The sequence below is a fragment of the Caballeronia sp. SBC1 genome (assembly GCF_011493005.1).
Lineage (GTDB): Bacteria > Pseudomonadota > Gammaproteobacteria > Burkholderiales > Burkholderiaceae > Caballeronia.
The window spans coordinates 232,051-251,130 of the sequence record NZ_CP049159.1 but is presented as its reverse complement, the minus strand read 5'-3'; the positions used below and the strand labels follow the sequence as shown (position 1 = coordinate 251,130).

At 57.6% G+C, this 19,080-nt stretch carries 23 protein-coding genes and 3 pseudogenes; 16 read left to right on the top strand and 10 right to left on the bottom strand.

The window, feature by feature from the left end; translation table 11 throughout:
• Positions 1 to 202 precede the first annotated feature (202 nt).
• Complete coding sequence (locus SBC1_RS36150; RefSeq protein WP_165105290.1) at positions 203 to 400, bottom strand: hypothetical protein; 198 nt, start codon at positions 398 to 400, stop codon at positions 203 to 205.
• A gap of 602 nt (positions 401 to 1,002) precedes the next feature.
• On the opposite strand from SBC1_RS36150, the gene SBC1_RS36145 reads away from it, so the two are divergent.
• The 4 genes and pseudogenes from SBC1_RS36145 (at position 1,003) to SBC1_RS36130 (ending at position 3,105) form a co-directional block, all read left to right on the top strand.
• Positions 1,003 to 1,536, top strand: a complete 534-nt coding sequence (locus tag SBC1_RS36145; RefSeq protein ID WP_165105293.1) for a DUF4142 domain-containing protein — start codon at positions 1,003 to 1,005, stop codon at positions 1,534 to 1,536.
• Positions 1,537 to 1,621: 85 nt separating this feature from the next.
• Positions 1,622 to 1,917: pseudogene (locus SBC1_RS36140) on the top strand (cupredoxin family copper-binding protein).
• Positions 1,918 to 1,937: 20 nt separating this feature from the next.
• A complete protein-coding gene (locus SBC1_RS36135; RefSeq protein ID WP_165105297.1) occupies positions 1,938 to 2,663 on the top strand; it encodes an RNA polymerase sigma factor in 726 nt (241 codons plus the stop codon).
• Positions 2,650 to 3,105, top strand: coding sequence for a hypothetical protein (locus SBC1_RS36130; protein WP_241202481.1), 456 nt, complete (start codon positions 2,650 to 2,652; stop codon positions 3,103 to 3,105). The genes SBC1_RS36135 and SBC1_RS36130 overlap by 14 nt, the downstream gene beginning before the upstream one ends.
• Positions 3,106 to 3,231: 126 nt before the next feature.
• Here the strand turns inward: SBC1_RS36130 and SBC1_RS36125 are convergent, their stop codons facing one another.
• The 8 genes from SBC1_RS36125 to ctaD form a co-directional block, all read right to left on the bottom strand.
• The gene (locus tag SBC1_RS36125) at positions 3,232 to 3,648 is read right to left on the bottom strand and encodes a ribonucleotide reductase subunit alpha (protein WP_165105300.1); all 417 of its coding nucleotides are present in this window, start codon (positions 3,646 to 3,648) and stop codon (positions 3,232 to 3,234) included.
• Positions 3,649 to 4,156: 508 nt separating this feature from the next.
• Entirely contained in the window at positions 4,157 to 4,543 is a 387-nt protein-coding gene (locus SBC1_RS36120) for a DUF488 domain-containing protein (protein ID WP_165105303.1), read from the bottom strand.
• 35 nt (positions 4,544 to 4,578) lie between these two features.
• Complete coding sequence (locus tag SBC1_RS36115) at positions 4,579 to 5,205, bottom strand: uracil-DNA glycosylase family protein (RefSeq protein ID WP_165105307.1); 627 nt, start codon at positions 5,203 to 5,205, stop codon at positions 4,579 to 4,581.
• On the bottom strand, positions 5,198 to 5,608 hold the full coding sequence (locus SBC1_RS36110; RefSeq protein WP_370469729.1) for a cupin domain-containing protein: 411 nt from the start codon (positions 5,606 to 5,608) through the stop codon (positions 5,198 to 5,200). The genes SBC1_RS36115 and SBC1_RS36110 overlap by 8 nt, the downstream gene beginning before the upstream one ends.
• 316 nt (positions 5,609 to 5,924) lie before the next feature.
• Positions 5,925 to 6,530, bottom strand: coding sequence for a hemerythrin domain-containing protein (locus SBC1_RS36105; RefSeq protein WP_165105310.1), 606 nt, complete (start codon positions 6,528 to 6,530; stop codon positions 5,925 to 5,927).
• Complete coding sequence (locus SBC1_RS36100; RefSeq protein WP_165105313.1) at positions 6,514 to 6,879, bottom strand: carboxymuconolactone decarboxylase family protein; 366 nt, start codon at positions 6,877 to 6,879, stop codon at positions 6,514 to 6,516. Before SBC1_RS36100 ends, SBC1_RS36105 begins: the two co-directional genes overlap by 17 nt.
• Positions 6,880 to 7,008: 129 nt before the next feature.
• Positions 7,009 to 7,224 carry a copper chaperone gene (locus tag SBC1_RS36095; RefSeq protein WP_241202482.1) on the bottom strand — a complete coding sequence of 72 codons (216 nt, stop codon included), beginning with the start codon at positions 7,222 to 7,224 and terminating at the stop codon, positions 7,009 to 7,011.
• Between the two features lie 174 nt (positions 7,225 to 7,398).
• Complete coding sequence (gene ctaD, locus SBC1_RS36090; RefSeq protein ID WP_165105323.1) at positions 7,399 to 8,985, bottom strand: cytochrome c oxidase subunit I; 1,587 nt, start codon at positions 8,983 to 8,985, stop codon at positions 7,399 to 7,401.
• A 359-nt stretch (positions 8,986 to 9,344) separates the two neighbouring features.
• Between ctaD and SBC1_RS40750 the strand changes: the two genes are divergently transcribed.
• From SBC1_RS40750 to SBC1_RS36035, 12 genes and pseudogenes are all read left to right on the top strand, one after another.
• On the top strand, positions 9,345 to 10,274 hold the full coding sequence (locus SBC1_RS40750; RefSeq protein WP_371826767.1) for an HVA1 family protein: 930 nt from the start codon (positions 9,345 to 9,347) through the stop codon (positions 10,272 to 10,274).
• A 308-nt stretch (positions 10,275 to 10,582) separates the two neighbouring features.
• Positions 10,583 to 11,197, top strand: coding sequence for a c-type cytochrome (locus tag SBC1_RS36080; RefSeq protein ID WP_165106524.1), 615 nt, complete (start codon positions 10,583 to 10,585; stop codon positions 11,195 to 11,197).
• 15 nt (positions 11,198 to 11,212) lie between these two features.
• Positions 11,213 to 12,460: a cytochrome c gene (locus SBC1_RS36075; protein WP_165105326.1), complete on the top strand. Its 1,248-nt coding sequence runs from the start codon at positions 11,213 to 11,215 to the stop codon at positions 12,458 to 12,460.
• Between the two features lie 15 nt (positions 12,461 to 12,475).
• On the top strand, positions 12,476 to 12,640 hold the full coding sequence (locus SBC1_RS36070; protein WP_165105328.1) for a hypothetical protein: 165 nt from the start codon (positions 12,476 to 12,478) through the stop codon (positions 12,638 to 12,640).
• A gap of 31 nt (positions 12,641 to 12,671) precedes the next feature.
• Complete coding sequence (locus SBC1_RS36065; protein WP_165105331.1) at positions 12,672 to 13,238, top strand: cytochrome C oxidase subunit II; 567 nt, start codon at positions 12,672 to 12,674, stop codon at positions 13,236 to 13,238.
• On the top strand, positions 13,228 to 14,856 hold the full coding sequence (locus SBC1_RS36060; protein WP_165105334.1) for a b(o/a)3-type cytochrome-c oxidase subunit 1: 1,629 nt from the start codon (positions 13,228 to 13,230) through the stop codon (positions 14,854 to 14,856). Before SBC1_RS36065 ends, SBC1_RS36060 begins: the two co-directional genes overlap by 11 nt.
• Positions 14,853 to 15,662 carry a cytochrome c gene (locus tag SBC1_RS36055; RefSeq protein ID WP_165105337.1) on the top strand — a complete coding sequence of 270 codons (810 nt, stop codon included), beginning with the start codon at positions 14,853 to 14,855 and terminating at the stop codon, positions 15,660 to 15,662. Before SBC1_RS36060 ends, SBC1_RS36055 begins: the two co-directional genes overlap by 4 nt.
• Positions 15,663 to 15,684: 22 nt before the next feature.
• A pseudogene (locus SBC1_RS39690) lies at positions 15,685 to 15,879 on the top strand (transposase); the annotation flags it as partial.
• Positions 15,877 to 16,243 (top strand): annotated as a pseudogene (locus tag SBC1_RS36050) (uracil-DNA glycosylase family protein); the annotation flags it as partial. The pseudogenes SBC1_RS39690 and SBC1_RS36050, both read left to right, overlap by 3 nt.
• Positions 16,244 to 16,260: 17 nt before the next feature.
• Positions 16,261 to 16,647, top strand: a complete 387-nt coding sequence (locus SBC1_RS36045; protein ID WP_165105340.1) for a DUF488 domain-containing protein — start codon at positions 16,261 to 16,263, stop codon at positions 16,645 to 16,647.
• A 445-nt stretch (positions 16,648 to 17,092) separates the two neighbouring features.
• Positions 17,093 to 17,800 carry a succinate dehydrogenase iron-sulfur subunit gene (locus SBC1_RS36040; RefSeq protein WP_165105342.1) on the top strand — a complete coding sequence of 236 codons (708 nt, stop codon included), beginning with the start codon at positions 17,093 to 17,095 and terminating at the stop codon, positions 17,798 to 17,800.
• Positions 17,801 to 17,832: 32 nt separating this feature from the next.
• Positions 17,833 to 18,069 (top strand): hypothetical protein, encoded by a 237-nt coding sequence (locus SBC1_RS36035; protein ID WP_241202483.1) that lies wholly within the window; start codon positions 17,833 to 17,835, stop codon positions 18,067 to 18,069.
• 533 nt (positions 18,070 to 18,602) lie between these two features.
• Here the strand turns inward: SBC1_RS36035 and SBC1_RS36030 are convergent.
• The gene (locus tag SBC1_RS36030) at positions 18,603 to 18,767 is read right to left on the bottom strand and encodes a hypothetical protein (RefSeq protein WP_165105345.1); all 165 of its coding nucleotides are present in this window, start codon (positions 18,765 to 18,767) and stop codon (positions 18,603 to 18,605) included.
• Positions 18,768 to 19,080 lie beyond the last annotated feature (313 nt).

Sequence of the window (19,080 nt, the reverse complement as noted above, 5' to 3'; positions counted from 1 at the left end):
CACGACGATAGTGGCTGATGACGAGCAGCGTAGCGACGGCCAGCCCAAATGAACCCACCATAATCCCCACCCACAAGTCAGTCACGACGACTCCTTTCCATTACGGAATCTGATCAAGCTCCGGGGCGGCGTTCGATTAAATATGGATCGAATTGCGCATCATGACGGGATCGGGCGGCAAGCCGTGTTCCGCAGGTGTCATTCAACGGATCCGCGCAGCAGCCTTGAGAACCGAGTGACCATTGTTGGTGACAAGTGGCCGCGGTTGCCCGGACGTGAGCTTTTCCATCGTAATGAGTTGGCGTTCAAGAAGGGCTTCCAGATCCGCACGGTCGACGTCGATCTGATCTGGAGCGTCCCTAAGCAGCATTAGGGTTGCGAACTCATGAGGACTCAGCATTGTCGTCTCCTACGTAACAGGTGCTTCATTGGCTGGGAACCTGACTTTCGCCGCAATCCAGTTTACCTAACGGATTTCGGATGCGAGGCGATCATCTTAATGTGCATTTCAGCAAATGCTCGATATGTGGGATAAATTTCTTTCAGGGTGATTTTCGTGTGAAGATTTCCTTCCGGTTTGTGTCAACTCGCTTGGTACCAAAACGAGAGAGCGGTTGATTTGAGTCGCCCTACTCGGTGAAACCTTCTTGGGAGGAGTTTCTTCCGGGTACCGTGGATTGTCACTGTTTGAATCGATGCTCTGGTGTCAGTGAGCATCGCGTAGCGCGATGCCGCGAAGATATCCGAGGCGTTGTCTGCCCTAAGCGGGTGAATTTTTAGCTTTCCTCTCCATCCGTCTCCCAAACCGGCGATCCCGAACTGTCCTGCGACGCGCCACCTCGGGTTTGGAACCGCTCTTGTCGCTCTTGGGTGACGGTCCCTTGTGTTTGTATGCGACCGTGCGACCGGGAACAGGGCTCAGACACGTGACATCTAAGTACGTAACCGCGTCCGACACAAACGGACGCGCAATGGCCAGCCGGCCCTGTCAAGAGAGATCATATGAAAGCCATTCATGCGGCATTGTTCAGCGCACTGGCGTTCGCCAGTTTTCCGGGCTGGGCGCAGAGCGCTGGACCCACGGATCCGCAGATAGCGGCGATAGTTGTGACCGCCAATCAAGTCGATATCGACGCCGGCAAGCTTGCGGAGTCCAAGACGAAGTCGGCTGGCGTCAAGGCGTTCGCGCAGCGAATGGTCACCGACCATAGCGGCGTCAACCGGGCGGCTGTCGACCTGGTGCACAAGCTAGGTGTGACGCCACAGGAAAACCCGACCAGCCAGAGCCTCAAACAAGGCGGCGACGACAATCTGACCAAGCTTAAGGGGCTTGGCGGCAAGAACTTCGATCGGGCATACATTGACCATGAAGTGACCTACCACGAGAGCGTGCTGGACGCGCTCGACAAGACGCTGATCCCGAGCGCACAGAACGTGGAGCTTAAAGCGCTTCTCGTCAAGGTGCGGCCGGCTTTTGTCGCGCACCTCGAGCATGCGAAGCACCTACAGGCGGAACTGGGGAAGAGCGGTGCATGATTCCTTGCCTGATGCCGCCGGCAACCGCCGTGTCAACCTCGGCGGCAACCCGCGGCGGGGCACATCCGGGCTTAACCTGGGTGTGGTGGCTTCCCTCGTTCTGGCGTTCTCCAGCGGGGCCGGCGCTTCACCCACGACATACACGGTCGTGATCGAACAGATGCGTTTCAACCTCCGGAGCTGACGGTGCGGCGCGGCGATCACGTGACATGGGTTAACAAGGATCTGTTTCCCCACACCGCGAGCGCAAACTCGAAGGCATTCGATTCGCGCAGCATCGCGCCGGATGCTTCGTGGACTTATGTGGCCGGTCAGCCAGGCAGTTATGCATATCGTTGCAGCTTTCACCCGGCGATGGGTGGAATACTGACCGTCCGATGAACCGGGCGAAAGAGGGTTCCATGACGGAAACAGCTGAAACATATCCGGTATTGGTCGCAAGCGACGAACTGAAGCTTGCACGCCGCATTGGTGCGGGAGATCGCGTAGCGTTCGAATTGCTGATGCGCACGCACAACCGGCGCCTGTATCGGCTTGCGCGTGCCACGTTGGGCAACGACGCGGAGGCGGAGGACGCGCTGCAGGAAGCCTATCTGTCGGCCTACAAAAGGATTGGTCAGTTCCGCGGCGACGCCGCTCTCCCGACGTGGTTATCGCGGCTGGTCCTCAATGAATGCTTCGGCCGCTTGCGAAAGGAGGCTCGTCGCCAGAACGTGATCCCGATGGTCAACGCAAACACCCTCGCTGAAGCTGACATCGATGCCATGAGCACAAACGAGTCCGACCCACCAGACAAGGCCGCGGCGCGCGCCGAGATGCGTGCGCTGATAGAGCGCAAACTGGACGAACTGCCCGAAGTCTTTCGCAGTGTATTCGTGATGCGCTCAGTCGAGGAACTCAGCATCGAGGAAACAGCGCAGTGCCTGCAAATTTCCGAAGCAACCGTTCGCACCCGACATTTCCGCGCAAGGAGTTTGCTGCGCGAATCGTTGGCACAAGCGATCGATCTTGCCGAGCGCGATGTATTCGAGTTCGGCGGCGCTCACTGTAACCGCGTGGTTGCGAATGTACTGGCGCGCTTGACGGATGAGGATCGCCGGGGCGGCAATGGGAATGAATCACCTTGACCGGATGTTGCCTTCGCGGACAATCGAGCGTTATTGGCTTGCTCCGGAAACCTATGAACAGACTACCCTTGGTCCGACTGGAAAGCGGGCGATCGTAGTCCACCTCATCTGGATAATCTTCGGGGTTGTGGCCCTGTTGGCGAGTTCAGGTGCGCAGGCAATTGCGATCAAGGTGGTATCCGGTACCTACGGGCAGAACTGCGGAGCGCAACGCGGCAACGCAACATCCGAACTCGCGATTCGGTGCGACGGGAAAGACACGTGCGAATATCGCGTTGACCGGAGAAGGGTCCCTGACCCCGACGCGGGTTGCCCAAAGGATTTTCTCGCGGAGTGGCGCTGCGGCAAAACCGAGTTTCATACCGCCATGCTCAGCCCGGAGGCCGGGGCAGGCAGCACGCTGGTGCTGAGTTGTGTCCGACAGACGGGCGCGGGAAAATAGCGATGGATGTTTTAGTCAGCCCGCCGATGCATGCTGTCGCACATGCAGAAACTCCTTACGCACACTGACTGATTCACGCCTATCGACCCGGCCAAATGGAAAAACCTCTACTTGGAATTCTGCTGGTCAAGAGGCACTCAATATGACCGGGTGACCGTCGACGTCGAATGAAACGAACATGCCAACGGTTCCCGCCTTGATCGATTCCACCATTTTGTTCAAAGGCGCTTCGGCGTCTTCGGAACTGGGTGCGTGTCCGTTTTTTCCCGAGAGCGCTGCGACGAAGACGATCGTCCAATCCTGAAGGAATTGCCGGGATTCGTCGAGCAATTCGTCAAATGCGCCTAGTTCCTCTGGAGTTTTGTCGAGGCATGCCAACGGCGTCAGGGCACCGCCAACACCCGCTTCGAAACGGGTTCGCTGCTCTGGCGTGCAGTCCTCGGGCAACTCCACTCGGGTGAAGACGAACAGCAACCGCTGAGGCTCGGCTTGTTGCCGAGCGACAGCGACCAGGTCATCAAAACTCGAAATGCTCGCGCTCATTTTTACGCATCCTTATGGCGTGGCGCCGGCACCGGCCCCACGCGGTGATCAGCCGCTCATCCTCGGTTGAGTTGTCCATCTAACCGGGTCTGCCGCACGCTCGATTGATAAAGCAGGACGAGGGACAACCAGACAATTCCATAGAGCAACATGAAGCAACTTGAGCGCAGGCCGGCTATATGATTATCAGAACCTCATGGACACGGCGCGATCACAAGGCGTTCGAGACGCCTGGTTGCGCTAAGTTGTCGATTGATCCTCTCGCGACACGCAAAGTTTTCCCAGTAGCAAAGCAACGTCGCCCCTGTTGATCTACCACGGACACGTGTCAACCCTTTGGTCGCACTCTGAAGTTCTACGTCGTACTCAGCGTAGCGATAGGTCTTCTGGACGAACAATCACCTTTGGCCTACGCGCTAAACTTGCTTTGTAAGATACCCGTCGCGCGTAGGACTCACAGGTTAGAACTTTCCCATTGCCCACCTGGTAAAGGCGCAGAGCATTGAATTCACCCTTCATGTCGGTGCGACAACACGTCGCGCAAAACGATTGCCTGATTATGTTCCTCGTCCTTCGCCCCATAGATGAGCGTAATTAACTGACCATTCGCATCGGTTAAAAGACGTCGGATCTGCTCCTGCGCTTCTTCAGTGTCAAGCTCCGCCCGGTAGCGTTGCTGAAAGACCTCCCATCGCTTCGGGACGTGTCCAAACCATTTACGCAATTGTGCGCTTGGCGCGAGGTCGCGCGCCCATTGATCGAGTGCGAGTGTCTGTTTGCTGCGTCCGCGGGGCCAGACGCGGTCGACAAGCACACGATAGCCGTCGTCCTTTGATGGATCTTCGTACGCCCGCTTAATCAAAATCGTCGACTTCGTGCGCTTCGCATGTGGCATGCTTTGCTCCGATCGAGAAAACGCATCAGTGGGTGTTATGTAGCCGTCGCCCGACGTGCACCGTCGTATGCGAGGAGTGAACCGACTCGCCCGCGTAGCATGGGAAGGACTTCGCTTTCGAACCACGGGTGTCGTTGAAACCACGGCTGGTTACGCGGGGATGGGTGTGGCAACGGGATGAAGGTTGGCGCGTAGTCCTGCCATGCCCTGACGGTCTCGGTGAGCGACGGCTCGCGCCGGGTGCCAAGAAAGTGACGCTGCGCATATTGACCGATCAGCAACGTCAGTTGAATCTGCGGCAGCTTGTCCAACAGGCTGTCTAGCCATAGTTGCGAGCACTCCCGACGCGGGGGGTTGTCGCCGCCCTTGCCCCGCCCGGGATAACAGAATCCCATCGGAACAATCGCGAACCGCGATTCGTCATGAAACGAGGCGACATCGACCCCAAGCCATTTCCGTAGGCGATCGCCGCTTGCGTCATCCCACGGTATGCCTGATGCATGCACGCGTGCACCTGGCGCGTGTCCGACGATGAGGATGCATGCGTCGGCTCCCGCCCGCACAATCGGGCGAGGGCCGAGCGGCAGATGCTGCTCGCACGCGCGACAAGCACGCACTTCGCTCAAAAGCGCGTTGAGAGAGGGATATTGACGTTCACTCACTTTTCGGCCATCTCATTTCCAAACCGTCGTCATGACGTATTCGTCTCTCATTGGCACTTCTCGGCGTATCTGACGGACTCAGGAGAGCGATGGTGACAAGTAGCGACGAGTTTTGAATGGCCGCCAGTTCATGCTCAATACCCGCCTCCAAGTAAAGGAGGTCACCGGTACGAAGAATTCGATGCGCGTTTTCCACGCTGAAGTCCACCTCGCCCTCAATGCATTGCACCGTAATCGGCCCGTCCACCGCGTGCGCGTGCATTCCCTTGCCTGCCAACAGAACGATTCGCATGACTTCAAGGCGGTCATGCTTGAACAATGCCGTGGTCGGAGTCTGTTCAAGCTCATCGCCCAACGGAAGAAGGCATGCAACTTCGCCGGACGAAAGATGAGATATTGCCACCGGATTTCTCCTTGATACGAGACGGTTGGGTCAACAGGTGAGCGTCGCCTCGAGACGCCCATGTTGTCACTCGTGAGATCACTGCGCTTCCCGGCGATGGGCCATTCCGGCTGAATCCAGTGCGGCCAGCCCGCCAAAGCGGCTGAAGGCAGCGGACGACCCTTAGAATCAAAGTCACATGTTCTTAAGATTCTTAAGGCAGCTCGCTTGAGCGACGTATCGCGGGCGTCAATGGGTCGTTCGAGAAGAAAGGCTCGCCGCTCACTCGTTTTTACAATTCGGCACGGGCTTGGCTGCCCGCGGTGAGCGGCACGTCTCAATATGGCAGTCGATGAACCACCTGTCGTTCGGTCTCACCTTCACGTTGCGCTGCCGCCGCCTCCGCTGTAATCACATGACGGAGCTGCACGAACCGCTCATCTCCCAGTCCATAGACCAGTGGATCTAAGTGCCCGAGCGTGTCCGAAAGTTCGATCGTGCGCCAGTCGTCATCGTCGAGATGACGCACCGCCGCAGGAAACAGCGTCAACTCCTCGACGACCATATTGTGCCGCAGTCGCTCCGCGTAAAGCCGGACATGGATGTCGACGAGTTCCGGTGACATGTTTTCTTCACGGGCCGCCGCTTCAAGCTCCTGCAAGAGTTCATGGCCCTGAAGAATTAACGTCGCATGTTGGACCTCGATTTCGTGGCCGAGCGCCACCGGTAGAGCGTTCTTTCCCAGCAACTTTTCGACGATACGGTCCTCGATCGCATGGTGGGTCACGTCGGGAAAGCGCGTCAAATAGTATAGTGCATCCACGAATAGCGCGATCTTCGGCGCACCCGGATCGGTGCGAAGTGACGATTGATCGCTGAGCAGGCGCACCAATCGTTCAAGCGTTACATGCTCCGCATGTAGCCTTTCAATGATCGTGCCCATCTGGCGCCTCGTTCGCGTCCGTTTGCGCCGTCATCGTTTCGAGCGCCAACGTCGAGTGCGCATAAGCGGCGCCCGCGCGCATTTCGGCCGCAACCCAAATGGCCTCCATAATCTCCTGCTCGGTAGCACCACTTTTCAGCGCGGCAGCCGTGTGCCCCTTTATGCAATAAGGGCACTGAGTGACATGGGCGACGGCTACGGCGATCAGCTGTTTCGTCTTTCCGTTCAGCGCACCATCAGCGAAGACGGCTCGGCTGAACGCCTTGAAGGCAGCGAGGGGTTCGGGCGCGAGCTCCTTGCGTTTGCTTGCGACTTCTGAACTCGACGGCGGGTACATTGGTTTGTCCACGGTTCAACTCCGAAGATAGTTTAGATGCGACACTGCACGGCTAGGGCCGTGCACGCCGTGTCCGAGCCCGGATCGGACGGAGAAACGACTGGTGAGAAAATTCAGGAAAGCGGCTACCAATATGTCAACTTAACCTTTGCTTATTTTGACCTTGTATCCTGCCTCGTCGAACGCAACCAGGAATTCCTCGGGTAACAGCCACGAGTCAACCATTACAATCCTGGCATTGACGTTCACGTCGACTTTCGCATCCGGGTCCACCGTGCGCATGGCCCCCACGAGGGTAGACAAGTCGTTGTCGCCGGTCATGTGCTCCACTTCGAATTCCATGTGTTCGATTTCCATGTGTGGCTCCTTCGATCTATGCTGATGAATACTTCGGACTCGAACGGCCATCCGCTGGCAGGCCACAGGGATCAACATTGCGCCGACGCCGGACAGATCGAACACTCGTAGCACCATGTGCCGCCGTTGGCGTCCAGATGCGACCCATCCGGTTTGCCCTTCCCGCCATGTCGTTTATTCAACCAGCGGAGGCTTCTCGAACGTATGGAAGGGCGCCGGGCTCGGGACCGTCCATTCGAGCCCCTCAGCCCCGTCCCACGGATTATCGGCTGCTCGCTCCAGCCCAACGCCTCGGTAGGCCGGCAGCGCGACACAGAACAGGAAATACACCTGCATCAAGCCGAAACCGAATGCGCCGATCGTGACCACCTGGTTCCAGTCGGTGAACTGGGCCGGGTAGTCGGCATAGCGGCGCGGCATGCCCGCGAGACCCAGAAAATGCATTGGCAAGAACGCGACGTTGAATGTGATCATCGTGCCCCAGAAATGGATCTTGCCGCGTAGTTCGTTGTACATATGCCCGGTCCATTTCGGAGACCAGTAATACCAGCCCGCGAACATCGCAAACAGCGATCCGGCAACCAGCACATAGTGGAAGTGGGCGACGACGTAGTACGTACCGTGCAGCGCGATGTCCAGAGGTGCCATGGCAAGAATCAGGCCGCTGAAGCCACCGATCGTGAACACGAAGATGAATCCCACCGCGAACAGCATCGGCGTTTCGAACGTCAGGGAACCGCGCCACATCGTTGCGACCCAGTTGAACACCTTCACGCCGGTCGGCACGGAAATGAGCATCGACGCATACATGAAAAACAACTGGCCGGTGACCGGCATGCCGGTGGCGAACATATGGTGCGCCCACACCATGAACGACAGGATCGCAATCGACGCCACGGCATAGACCATCGAGCTGTAGCCAAAGAGCGGCTTGCGCGAAAATGCCGGGATGACCTGCGAGATGATGCCGAACGCCGGCAGGATCATGATGTACACCTCGGGATGCCCGAAGAACCAGAAAATATGCTGGTACATCACGGGATCGCCGCCGCCACTCGCATTGAAAAATGACGTGCCGAAATGGCGGTCGAACAGCAGCATCGTGATGGCACCCGCCAGCACCGGCATCACGGCGATCAGCAGATAGGCGGTGATGAGCCAGGTCCATACAAACATTGGTAGCTTCATCATTGTCATGCCGGGTGCGCGCATGTTGAGGATCGTGACGATGATATTGATCCCGCCCATGATCGAAGACGCGCCCATCAAGTGCACCGCAAAAATGGTCATGTCCATGCCGGGACCCATCTGGACCGACAGAGGTGCGTACATCGTCCAGCCGGCCGCTTCTGCGCCGCCCGGCGCGAAGAAGGAGCCAACCAGCAATATCGCTGCGGGTGGCAGGAGCCAGAAGCTGAAGTTATTCATGCGCGCGAAGGCCATATCGGGTGCGCCGATCTGGAGTGGAATCATCCAGTTCGCGAAACCGACGAACGCCGGCATGATCGCGCCGAAGATCATCACGAGACCGTGCAACGAGGATAGCTGGTTGAAAAACTCGGGCCGCATCAGTTGCAGGCCCGGTTCGAATAGTTCCGCCCGGATCATCAGCGCCATGACACCGCCTGAGAGGAACATGGTGAACGCGAACAGCATGTACAGCGTGCCGATGTCCTTGTGATTGGTCGCGAGCAGCCAGCGGCGCCAGCCGTGCGGCCGTGCGTGCGCGTGGTCATGCGGAATCGGGATGATTGTACTCATCGTATCAACGCTCCAGTCGGTGAGAACCGCACCTAAATAGTTGATGGCGTCTCAAGGAATCGCCCATCGTTCCAATGTCGTTTGCGTATCACATCGTCGTGAGCCACACGGAACGATGCGTGTGTAAGACGTGAAGCGCCGCACTATTTCCCAGACGGATCCGCGCGGTCTCGATGGCTGCATGTCGCCCTTCTCTTGTGCGTCAGAATCTTCGGAAATTCAATTGAATTTAAACTATGTCACAGTATGATCTATAGTGAAGTGCGTCGAACCACCACCTGAATTTGCTGTCGAGTACGCGGTATGCCTCGCCGCAGTGCCCCCGCCATCGATAGGTGCGCGTTTCGCGGGTACTTGGCATGGAACCTTTCGGCGATTCGGTTCCAGGCGATGTCGCGTTGGACGAGCTTGGCTTCGCCGTCGACAAGGTGTGCTTACGTCCGGGCGCCGCAACACGAAGCATTGAACTGAGGATACCTATCATGGCTGCAAAATTCATGGTTGGCGGTCACTTACCCTGGAACTCTGAGGCCGGCCATGTCTGCGGTAAGATGATCAAGGTGCATACGAAAGATGCCGATTACAAGCGGCATACCCATCACGCCAGCCTGAATGACCCACGGTACGAGACCGAGAGCGACAAAACCGACCATAGTGCAATGCACAAAGGAGAAGCGCTAAAATCCACGGATGTCTGTGAGCGTCGACCGCCACTGTCCAGGCGAGGCAGATATGAAAACCTGTTTGTTGCACGCTGCGCACCCCAGTCATTTCAGGATCGCTCCCGTGAGAGCGTGCACGCGCGGACAGCAAGGAACGGACGCAACGCACCAAGCGCTGGTTGTGACAGGACACCGGATGCCGCAGCACGTTCGCCCTGTCGCGAACATCGTCTGGCAATCAAGGGAGAATACCCATGCGTACTTCCGGGCACTGCGTCCGCGGAGTCGAATCCGCTCCGTCCGCTCGAGTTCTGCCAGAAGCATCGCATCGATCTGAAGCTGGACGCGTCCGTCATTCTCCTCGACACAACGAGCCGGCATCTGCAACTCGTGGACGGTAGTCGCGTCGCTTATGATGTCCTGCTGCTCGCTATTGCTGCCGAGCCGGTGCGGCTGATAGTGCCGGGTGGCACCCTCCGCATGTGCACTGCCCGAAATACAGTCGTGAACCCGGGTGACGAAAGATGCCTTCAGAGGCTTGAGCCGTGTGGATCGAAAGACCCATGCACGGTTCTGAGATCGACTGGTCTCCTACAATTTTCGCGTTCAGCGAGTGTTTCGCCGTAGACGTGATGCGGGCGCATTTGGCAAATTTTCGCAACGTCGTTGCAATGCTTTATGCTCTCTGCTTGGCGCATGTCCGTTTCGGGCGATAGGAGACGTGCAAACTAAGCAGAGTGGCCGTCGCCATCGCTTAGTTCAGGAATAAATTCAGCGCAGGCTCGAATAATTGTCCGGCGCTACAAACAATAACGAAGACAAGAGGCACGACGGTGGGCAAACGCTGGGTTGTAGTGATACTGGTGCTGCTTGCGTGTAATAGCGTTGGGGCCTATGCCGCGGACAACGCAGCCGCCGAGAAAGCGCCCGATACCATGCAGGCGCGCGTGATGGGTTGCGCCGCGTGTCACGGGGGTAAAGGCGAAGGTACGGGGAACGATTACTATCCGCGGCTCGCTGGGAAACCCGCCGGGTATCTGTACAACCAGTTGCTTGCATTTCGTGACGGTCGCCGCAACTATCCCCCGATGAATTACTTGCTGGCATACCTGCCCGCTGCATACCTTAAGCAGATCGCCGACCATTTTGCCGCCGAAAGGCCGCCATTCCCCGCGCCCGCGCCGGTGACGGCGAATCCGGTCACGCTGGCGCTGGGTAAATCGCTGGTGAGCAATGGCGATGCATCTCGCAAAATTCCGGCGTGCGCGGCTTGTCACGGCGCTGCGCTGACCGGCATGGAGCCGGCTATTCCAGGATTGCTCGGCCTTCACTCCGACTACATCACCGCGCAGTTGGGCGCGTGGCGTTACGGCACGCGCAAGACCTTCGCGCCCGATTGCATGCACGAGATTGCCACGCGGCTCGACGAGCGCGGTATCACTGCGATCGCAGCCTATCTCGCTTCGTTGCCGGCGCCAGAAAATCCGGTGCCGGTGGCCGTTGGCTCCCTCAAGATGCCGCTTGCTTGTGGCACCGAACCTAACAATTAAAGGGGGGGAATCGACATGCTCAAGATTCGCAACCTCCTCGGGGCCTTCCTGACTTTACTGGCTCTGACGGCCACCCAAGCTCATGGCGTCACCCCCGCAGAAACGATTAAACGTGGTGAATATCTGGCTCGTGCCGGCGATTGCATCGCGTGTCACACGGTGCCAGCGGGCAAACTGTTCGGCGGCGGCCGCCCGATGGATACGCCGTTCGGCACGCTGTTTACGCCCAACATTTCATCGGACAAGGAGACGGGTATCGGCAAGTGGAGCCCGGCCGAATTCTACAAAATGATGCATACCGGCAAGTCGCGCGACGATACGTTGCTGTACCCGGCCATGCCGTTCGCTTCGTATACCAAGGTCACGCGCGACGATTCCGACGCCATCTTTGCGTATCTTCAATCCACGCCGCCGATACGCCAGCCCAACCGTGCGCACGAACTGCGTTTTCCGTTCAACCAGCGGGCCTTGTTGTACGGCTGGCGCACGTTGTTCCTGCGCGAGGGTGAGTATCAACCCGACCCGACGCAATCGGTCGAATGGAACCGCGGCGCGTACCTGGTTGAAGGTCTCGGTCATTGCACGATGTGTCATACCGCCATCAACGCGCTCGGGGGCAACTCACCTTCGAAGCGGTTTGAAGGCGGCTTGATCCCAGTGCAGAACTGGTATGCGCCTTCGCTGACATCGAATAAGGAAGCCGGTCTGGGCGATTGGACAATCAAGGACATTTCGGACTTGCTGCAATCGGGCGTATCGAATCGCGGCGCGGTTTATGGACCAATGGCCGAGGTCGTCTACGACAGCTTCCAGTATCTCAGCGACCAGGACATTCGCTCGGTCGCGGTCTACCTGAAGACGCTGCCGGCGCGCGCGGGCGAAAAACTCGAAGCGCAGACGGCGGCGGTTGCCGAGGAAAAGAACCGCCTGTATCCGCTTGGCAACAAGATCTACGACGCCGAATGCGCGATTTGTCACGCGGCGCAAGGCCAGGGCAAGTTGCCGGATTTCCCGCCGCTCGCGAACAACCAATCCATACAGATGACGTCATCGGTGAATCCTATTCGCATGGTTCTGAATGGCGGATATGCGCCCGGCACGATGAAGAATCCGAGGCCCTATGGCATGCCACCCTTCGCGCAATCTCTCTCCGACGAAGAAGTCGCAGCTGTGGTCACATTTATCCGCACGGCATGGGGCAACCACGGGGCGCCAGTCAACGGGCACGATGTGAATGCGCTGCGCTCGTCGCCGCTTTATTAGAGACAGGGATACTCCATGACAGATTCGGATCACGACGAGGTGGACGCAGCTGTGGATGAAATCGTCCGTGAGGGTCCGCGTGGCGCAATCGCCCTTGCGGGGACGGCGACGGCAATTGTGATCGGCTTGTGGTTCGCGTTTTATTTTCTTGTATTTCTGCCTCGTGGCGTCATTCAGTGACCCTAAGTGACACTTGCAATGAGACCTCTCAATGAGCACTGAAAACAGACCCTCTTCAGAGGATATTGCTGCGCGGATCGAGCGTAAGTGGGCAGTCCTCGTGCTGAGCATTATGGTCGTGCTGGTCGGCATGGTGATCTTCACCGGCCTTCACTGGGCGATGATGCCACCGTCGCGCGTCGAAACCATTCGTCCCGACACATTGAACGTGAGCGGCGAATTCATCGAGAGCAATCTGGGCAGTGCGGTGGAAGCCGACGGCTCCGTCACCGTACGGATCGTCGCGCAGCAATATTCATTCACGCCGCAGTGCCTGCTCGTTCCCACTGACACCCCGCTCACCTTTCGCGCGACAAGCGCCGACGTGGTCCACGGTTTCCTTGTGACCAACACCAATATTAATTCAATGGTCGAGCCTGGCTATATCTCCACCTTCAAAACAAACTTCACTAAGCCGGCCGATCACTTGATGCCATGCCACGAGTACTGCGGCACGGGTCATCAGGCGATGTGGGCGCACGTGCAGGTCATCGACAAGACAACTTTCCTACAAATGGCGCATGCCAATGGCTCGCGGAGACTCAGCTGTGTTAAATAGCAAACGACTCGTCCTCGCCCATTTCTGGCTCGCATTTATTAGCTTCGGCGGCGCTTTGCTACTCGGCGCGTGGCAGATGTACGTGCGCAGCCCGCTGCATCCGTGGATACAGAACCCAGAGCTGTACTACCGATCCGTCACGGCGCATGGATCGGCCATGGGCTACGTTTTTCCCACGTTGATCGCGATGGGGTTCGGCTATGCGGTGACCGAGTTGTCGCTTAAGAAAACGATGATCGGCGTGCGTTGGGCGTGGGCAGGGTTCATCCTTGTCGCGCTCGGCACCGTCACCGCGATGGTTCCCGTCGCCATGGGCCTCGCGTCCGTTCTCTATACTTTTTATCCGCCGATGATCGGCAACGCGTTCTATTACATTGGCATTGTGTTGGTAGTGGTCGGATCGTGGATTTGGGTCGGACTGATGTCGGTTAACATGACGGTCTGGAAGCGCGAGCATCCGGGTCAGGCGGTGCCGCTCGTCATGTTCGCGAGCGTCGCGGGCGCGTATCTGTGGGGCTGGACAGCAGTCGGTGCCGCCATCGAAATACTTTTCCAGATCTTGCCCGTAGCACTCGGCTTCAAGACGACGATAGACGCCGGCCTCGCTCGGGTGTTCTTCTCATGGACGCTGCACGCCATTGTCTATTTCTGGCTGATGCCAGCGTATATAGCGTATTACACGATCATTCCGCGGGCCATTGGCGGACGTCTCTATAGCGATTCGATGGCGCGTATCTCGTTCATCCTGTTCCTCGTTGTGTCCATGCCCATCGGGATCCATCATCTCTTCGCCGATCCTACCGTGGGTTCGGGCTTCAAGTTCATGCACTCAGTGTTCACTGCCCTGGTCGCCGTGCCGACCTTGCTGACGGTGTTCACGATCTGTGCATCGGTTGAAATTGCTGCACGATTGCGCGGCGGGAAGGGCAACTTCGGATGGATCAAGGCGTTGCCGTGGGATAACCCGCAGATGCTTGCGGTAGCGTTCTCGTTCGTGATGCTCGGCTTTGGAGGCGCGGGCGGCATCATCAACATGAGCTACCAGATGGACTCCACGATCCATAACACCCAATGGATCACGGGCCACTTCCACCTGATTTTCGCGGGCGCGATCGTTATCATGTATTTCGCGATTGCCTATGACCTCTGGCCGCATCTCACCGGCCGCGCCATGAAGGATCTTCGCCTCATGCGCACGCAATTGTGGCTGTGGTTCATCGGCATGATAGTGCTGACTTTTCCGTGGCATTTCGTCGGCATACTCGGCATGCCGCGACGCATGGCGTTCTACGATTACACGGATCCTGAAATCGCGGCGCAAGCTGTGTCCGTGATTGTCTCGGTGATCGGCGGCTTCATTCTGGTGGTATCGGCGGCATTATTCTTTACTGTGCTGATCCGGGCACATCGCGCTCCAAAAATCGTGGTCGAAGAATTCCGCTTCAGCGTCGCCGTGCACCAACCAAAGACGGTGCCCGTGGCGCTTAATAGCTTCGGGTTGTGGCTCGCGCTGATGGTTGGTTTGACGCTCTTCAACTACGGCTATCCGATCGCGTCCTTGTTATCGCGCTCCGAGACTTCCGTACCGGCCATTCCAATCGGAGGGCCGCAACGATGAACGAAGACCGTCTCTTCACGTTCCGCAACCGCTGGTTTGCAGTGACCGTTGGTGGAACGATCGCGCTCGCCGTCGTATCTGCGTTGATCGGCTTTGTGTGGTTGCCGTCGGTTCAGAAAGACGAGCCTTTCCAGGGCGTCTGGAATGCGATCTGCAGCGCGGCCGGCGTGCCGCAGCAATGGTTGCGTATTTCGTCCGCTCCTCCCGTGCCGACGGTGCAAACCAGTAACGTGGTTATGACGCCGCAGTTGCTGGCTGTATCGAGTAGTTCGGCAGTCGGGCGGGGCGCTACCCTCGCATTGCGATGCACCATGTGTCACGGCGCGCGTGGCATGAGTGAGGCAAACTCGCCAAATCTTGCTGGACAATATCCGGCTGTTATTTACAAGCAGTTGCTTGACTTCGCTTCAGGCGCTCGTCGTAACGCTGTAATGTCGCCAATGGTCGCCTCGCTCAGCGATCAGGACATGCGTGACCTGGCGGCGTACTACGCATACTTGCCCAAGCCGAGGATTCCTGGCCTGCCCGCGCCGGTTCCGATGCCGGCAATCGTGTCGCATGGTTCGCCGATGCGCAATATTGCTTCGTGCGCGTCATGTCATGGTGGTGTCGATCACAAGGCGGGCAGCCCATGGCTCGAAGGGCTGCCGGCCGCCTACACGCGGGATCAGTTGACGGCATTCGTCAACGACACGCGCCACAACGATATCAACGAGCAGATGCGTAATATCGCGCGCAACATGACGTCCGATGAAATTGACGCAGCGGCGGCATATTACGCGGGGGCGCAACCTACCCAGCCCTAATCGTCAGGCAACGTATTTTAGTGGCCCAAACACGGCCATCGTTGCGGCCGTCGGCGACGCCCGACAGTTCCGCAACGGCCGGCATCTGGCTGCTTGATTGGGCCTGGTGCCGCGGCAGTATTCTTCCGGCGGCAAGTCGTGCCTGTATCACATCAGCCGGCGCGGTGACACCTACCTGCGCACCTTGCTCATTCACGGCGCGCGAGCGGTGCTGCGGTTCGCAATCATCCCGATGGGATTTTGTTATCCGGGGCGGGGCAACGGTGGCGATAAACCGCCACGCCGCGAATGTGCGCAGCTCTGGCTAGACAGCCTCTGGAAAAGCTGGAGCACGTCCAGCTCACGCTGTTGATCGGCCAGTATGCGCAACGCCATTTTCTCGGTGGCTGCCGCAAGCGGGCCCTGACCGAAACAGTTGGCGCGTGGGCAGAATATGAGCCGACCGTGATGCCATTGCCTCATCCGTCACCACGCAACTAGGCCTGGTTTCCACGGCATCTATGGTTCGAAAAGGATTGCTTCCGGTGTTGCGCGCAAGAATTGAAGCGATCCTGGCGCCTGATGCGGAGCCGGCAAGCTAACCCGCAAGGAGCACGATATGCCGCAGGCGGATCGCAAGAAATTGCAGATATTCATCAAACGTGCATACGAGAACCCGACACCGGAGGATGGCTATTGTGTCCTTGTAGACCGCGTTTGGCCTCGAGGTCGCAGCAAGGCCGCGCTTGCCCTCGATCAGTGGGAGTCCGACCTCGCACCCAGTACGACATTGCGCAAATGGTTCGGCCACGATCCGAAGCGATGGGAAGCATTCGAGCAGCGCTACCAAAGCGAACTTGCTTCTGAGGAGCAGCAAGAGCGAATGCGACGCCTTTTGAGCGATTCGCGTGGCCGTCCGATCTCACTCATCTATGGCGCAAAGGACGAGAACCATAACCAGGCCGTTGTCTTGCGGGATGTCCTTTCGTGCCTGTCTGAAGAATGAAACCAGTGACTGCTTTCATACGATTGCCCTTGCATGGCTGTCCGGGCGGCGAGCAGCGTCATTTCTTTCGGTCATGCCAGCAATTGATGGCATCGCTACCAAAAAATTCACTGACAATATCACAGCATGATATACAGTACTAGATCGCGCACAGCAGCTACCTTCATCTGGGTAGCGGTCAAACGGGAGCCGGCAGCGAGGCGGACCACTTCGATCACAGCACGGCGCGCTTCGGTATCGCGCTTTTTTCAGGCGGTAGTCGACACGTAGTGTGGGCTGATGATGGCAGCAACTGGATTACGATGCATGCGATGACTTCTGCGAGGTGTTCGCTCCATGTCTGATAGCCGTCTAAGCATGCTATGGCGAGTAGCAGATCGACGTAACAGCAACGGCGGCCAACCGTCCGGTGTTGCGCAGCCTGCCACCTGATTGGAGAGACGTTGTGAGTGAGACAAGAACCTTCGAGATTTACCGATACGATCCAGACAAGGATGCCCCGCCTCATTCGCAGGTCTTTAAGCTAGAGGTGACGGTGAATGATCGAATGTTACTGGATGTACTAATTCGCCTCAAAGCACAGGACGAGACGCTCAGCTTCCGGCGTTCCTGTCGTGAGGGGGTATGCGGCTCTGACGCTATGAACATCAACGGCAAGAACGGACTCGCCTGCACGACCAATCTCAACGATCTACCTCGCCACACGGTGTTGCGACCGTTACCCGGTTTACCAGTCGTACGCGATCTGATCGTCGATATGACTGCATTTTTCAAGCAGTATGATTCGATCATGCCGTACCTGATCAACGATACCCCGCCCCCCGAGCGAGAGCGGCTCCAGTCGCCGGAGGAACGTGATCAACTCGACGGTCTCTATGAATGCATCCTGTGCGCGTGTTGCTCGAGCGCGTGCCCTTCATACTGGTGGAACCCGGATAAATACGTCGGTCCAGCAGGGTTGCTACAGGCTTATCGCTTTCTGGTCGATTCCCGCGACGAAGGAACTGCCGCACGGCTGGATAATCTCGATGACCCGTACCGTCTGTTCCGATGTCGCACGATTCTGAACTGCACGGATGTTTGCCCCAAAGGATTGAATCCGGCAAAAGCAATCGGGGAGATCCGCACCATGCTCGCACGCAGAATTATCTGATTAATGCATTGTGATCGTACAGGGAGGCTGGCATGGCAATTCAACGTGCATCACGAGGTGAACCGATTAAAGAACGTTTACGTATCGAGTTTCTCATCGCGCGTGACGGATTGCCGGCAACTGTTGAATGGGTTCACACCACGGTGAGGATCTATCGAAAAGCAGTGCTTTCGAATCGACATTTCGCGCATTCCGAACCCTATCGATCTCGCTTTATTGTCGCGTATCTTGAGTTCAAGCAGTGGTTGCGATCACCTTCCATACTCTGACGAGCGCATTGACAGGGGCCTTAATGCTGTCGAAGCGCGATCCACGGCGAACACGTTTCAGGATACCGAGCTAAGCACTCTCGATGGGACTCATCTTACCTGGCACTTTCTCTGAGTGGTGAATGATCAACGATTCAATATATCCGTTGCCGAATGCCGAGATCGTCACCCGACGCCGACTTCTCGCACTCACACAACGTGCTGCCTTTGAGGCTTTCTGCTCTCACATTGACCCCTGATAGATCCTCGCAAGTCCAATTTACGTCAACACCGACCTGTAAAAATCGCGCTGACCATCGATTATCGACGCACTGGCCGAATGCGGGTGTGCCGGCACGACGGCCGAGTTGGGCATCAGTTGCCCGATTTCTGTTTCGCCTGCTAGCGCCGGCTACGCGTTCCCCGACTCCTTTACGCTGCCATCGGGAGAACCGCAGGTACAGCGCATGCCAGCACTCGAACTCTTTCGACAGATTTCGCCCTGGACAACCCGTACGGCAGATGCCGTCGCTCTGACGATTTGCATAGCAGATTTATGCGAGCAATTTTGCCTCCGGGTGCTCCGGGTGTACAGCCGGTGGATCGCTCGCCGGAAAGCTTTCATCGCCCGCTTCGTCGAGTAATTCTTCGACATGATTTGCTCGCGATTCAACGCTCTCGCCCCCAATTGGGACGGCCACTCCATGGGAAATTTTCATCACGTTATCCTCATAGCAGGAAAGGCGACGGGTCAGAAGGCCTGTCAAATACGGGAGCAGCATCCTTTTCTCTGAGCTCGAATGTGCGCGCAAGCGGAGGTATATCAGTATCTTCGACGAAGTGCCAAATCAACTCCCGTCAAGAAACCCGCTCAACCTCGCTGAAAAAGTCGCACGGCGGCGGCAAGTTGCGATGGCGCCCGGCCGCGCGAGCGATTCACGATATGGGACGGCAGTGGGGCTTCTCTGGGGTACGGTTGTGGTCAACATGCTTTCCTCTGGCCATGAATATCCAGACGACCGATGCGTAAGC

Bases quoted from the DNA above. Each gene is read 5' to 3' on its own strand.
- SBC1_RS36150 (WP_165105290.1), bottom strand. From the start codon at position 400: ATGCTGAGTCCTCATGAGTTCGCAACCCTAATGCTGCTTAGGGACGCT.
- SBC1_RS36135 (WP_165105297.1), top strand. From the start codon at position 1,938: ATGACGGAAACAGCTGAAACATATCCGGTATTGGTCGCAAGCGACGAA.
- SBC1_RS40750 (WP_371826767.1), top strand. From the start codon at position 9,345: ATGGAACCTTTCGGCGATTCGGTTCCAGGCGATGTCGCGTTGGACGAG.
- ctaD (WP_165105323.1), bottom strand. From the start codon at position 8,985: ATGAGTACAATCATCCCGATTCCGCATGACCACGCGCACGCACGGCCG.
- SBC1_RS36070 (WP_165105328.1), top strand. From the start codon at position 12,476: ATGACAGATTCGGATCACGACGAGGTGGACGCAGCTGTGGATGAAATC.
- SBC1_RS36130 (WP_241202481.1), top strand. From the start codon at position 2,650: ATGAATCACCTTGACCGGATGTTGCCTTCGCGGACAATCGAGCGTTAT.
- SBC1_RS36080 (WP_165106524.1), top strand. From the start codon at position 10,583: ATGCAGGCGCGCGTGATGGGTTGCGCCGCGTGTCACGGGGGTAAAGGC.
- SBC1_RS36045 (WP_165105340.1), top strand. From the start codon at position 16,261: ATGCCGCAGGCGGATCGCAAGAAATTGCAGATATTCATCAAACGTGCA.
- SBC1_RS36065 (WP_165105331.1), top strand. From the start codon at position 12,672: ATGAGCACTGAAAACAGACCCTCTTCAGAGGATATTGCTGCGCGGATC.
- SBC1_RS36030 (WP_165105345.1), bottom strand. From the start codon at position 18,767: ATGAAAATTTCCCATGGAGTGGCCGTCCCAATTGGGGGCGAGAGCGTT.
- SBC1_RS36055 (WP_165105337.1), top strand. From the start codon at position 14,853: ATGAACGAAGACCGTCTCTTCACGTTCCGCAACCGCTGGTTTGCAGTG.
- SBC1_RS36035 (WP_241202483.1), top strand. From the start codon at position 17,833: ATGGCAATTCAACGTGCATCACGAGGTGAACCGATTAAAGAACGTTTA.
- SBC1_RS36125 (WP_165105300.1), bottom strand. From the start codon at position 3,648: ATGAGCGCGAGCATTTCGAGTTTTGATGACCTGGTCGCTGTCGCTCGG.
- SBC1_RS36120 (WP_165105303.1), bottom strand. From the start codon at position 4,543: ATGCCACATGCGAAGCGCACGAAGTCGACGATTTTGATTAAGCGGGCG.
- SBC1_RS36095 (WP_241202482.1), bottom strand. From the start codon at position 7,224: ATGGAAATCGAACACATGGAATTCGAAGTGGAGCACATGACCGGCGAC.
- SBC1_RS36105 (WP_165105310.1), bottom strand. From the start codon at position 6,530: ATGGGCACGATCATTGAAAGGCTACATGCGGAGCATGTAACGCTTGAA.
- SBC1_RS36145 (WP_165105293.1), top strand. From the start codon at position 1,003: ATGAAAGCCATTCATGCGGCATTGTTCAGCGCACTGGCGTTCGCCAGT.
- SBC1_RS36075 (WP_165105326.1), top strand. From the start codon at position 11,213: ATGCTCAAGATTCGCAACCTCCTCGGGGCCTTCCTGACTTTACTGGCT.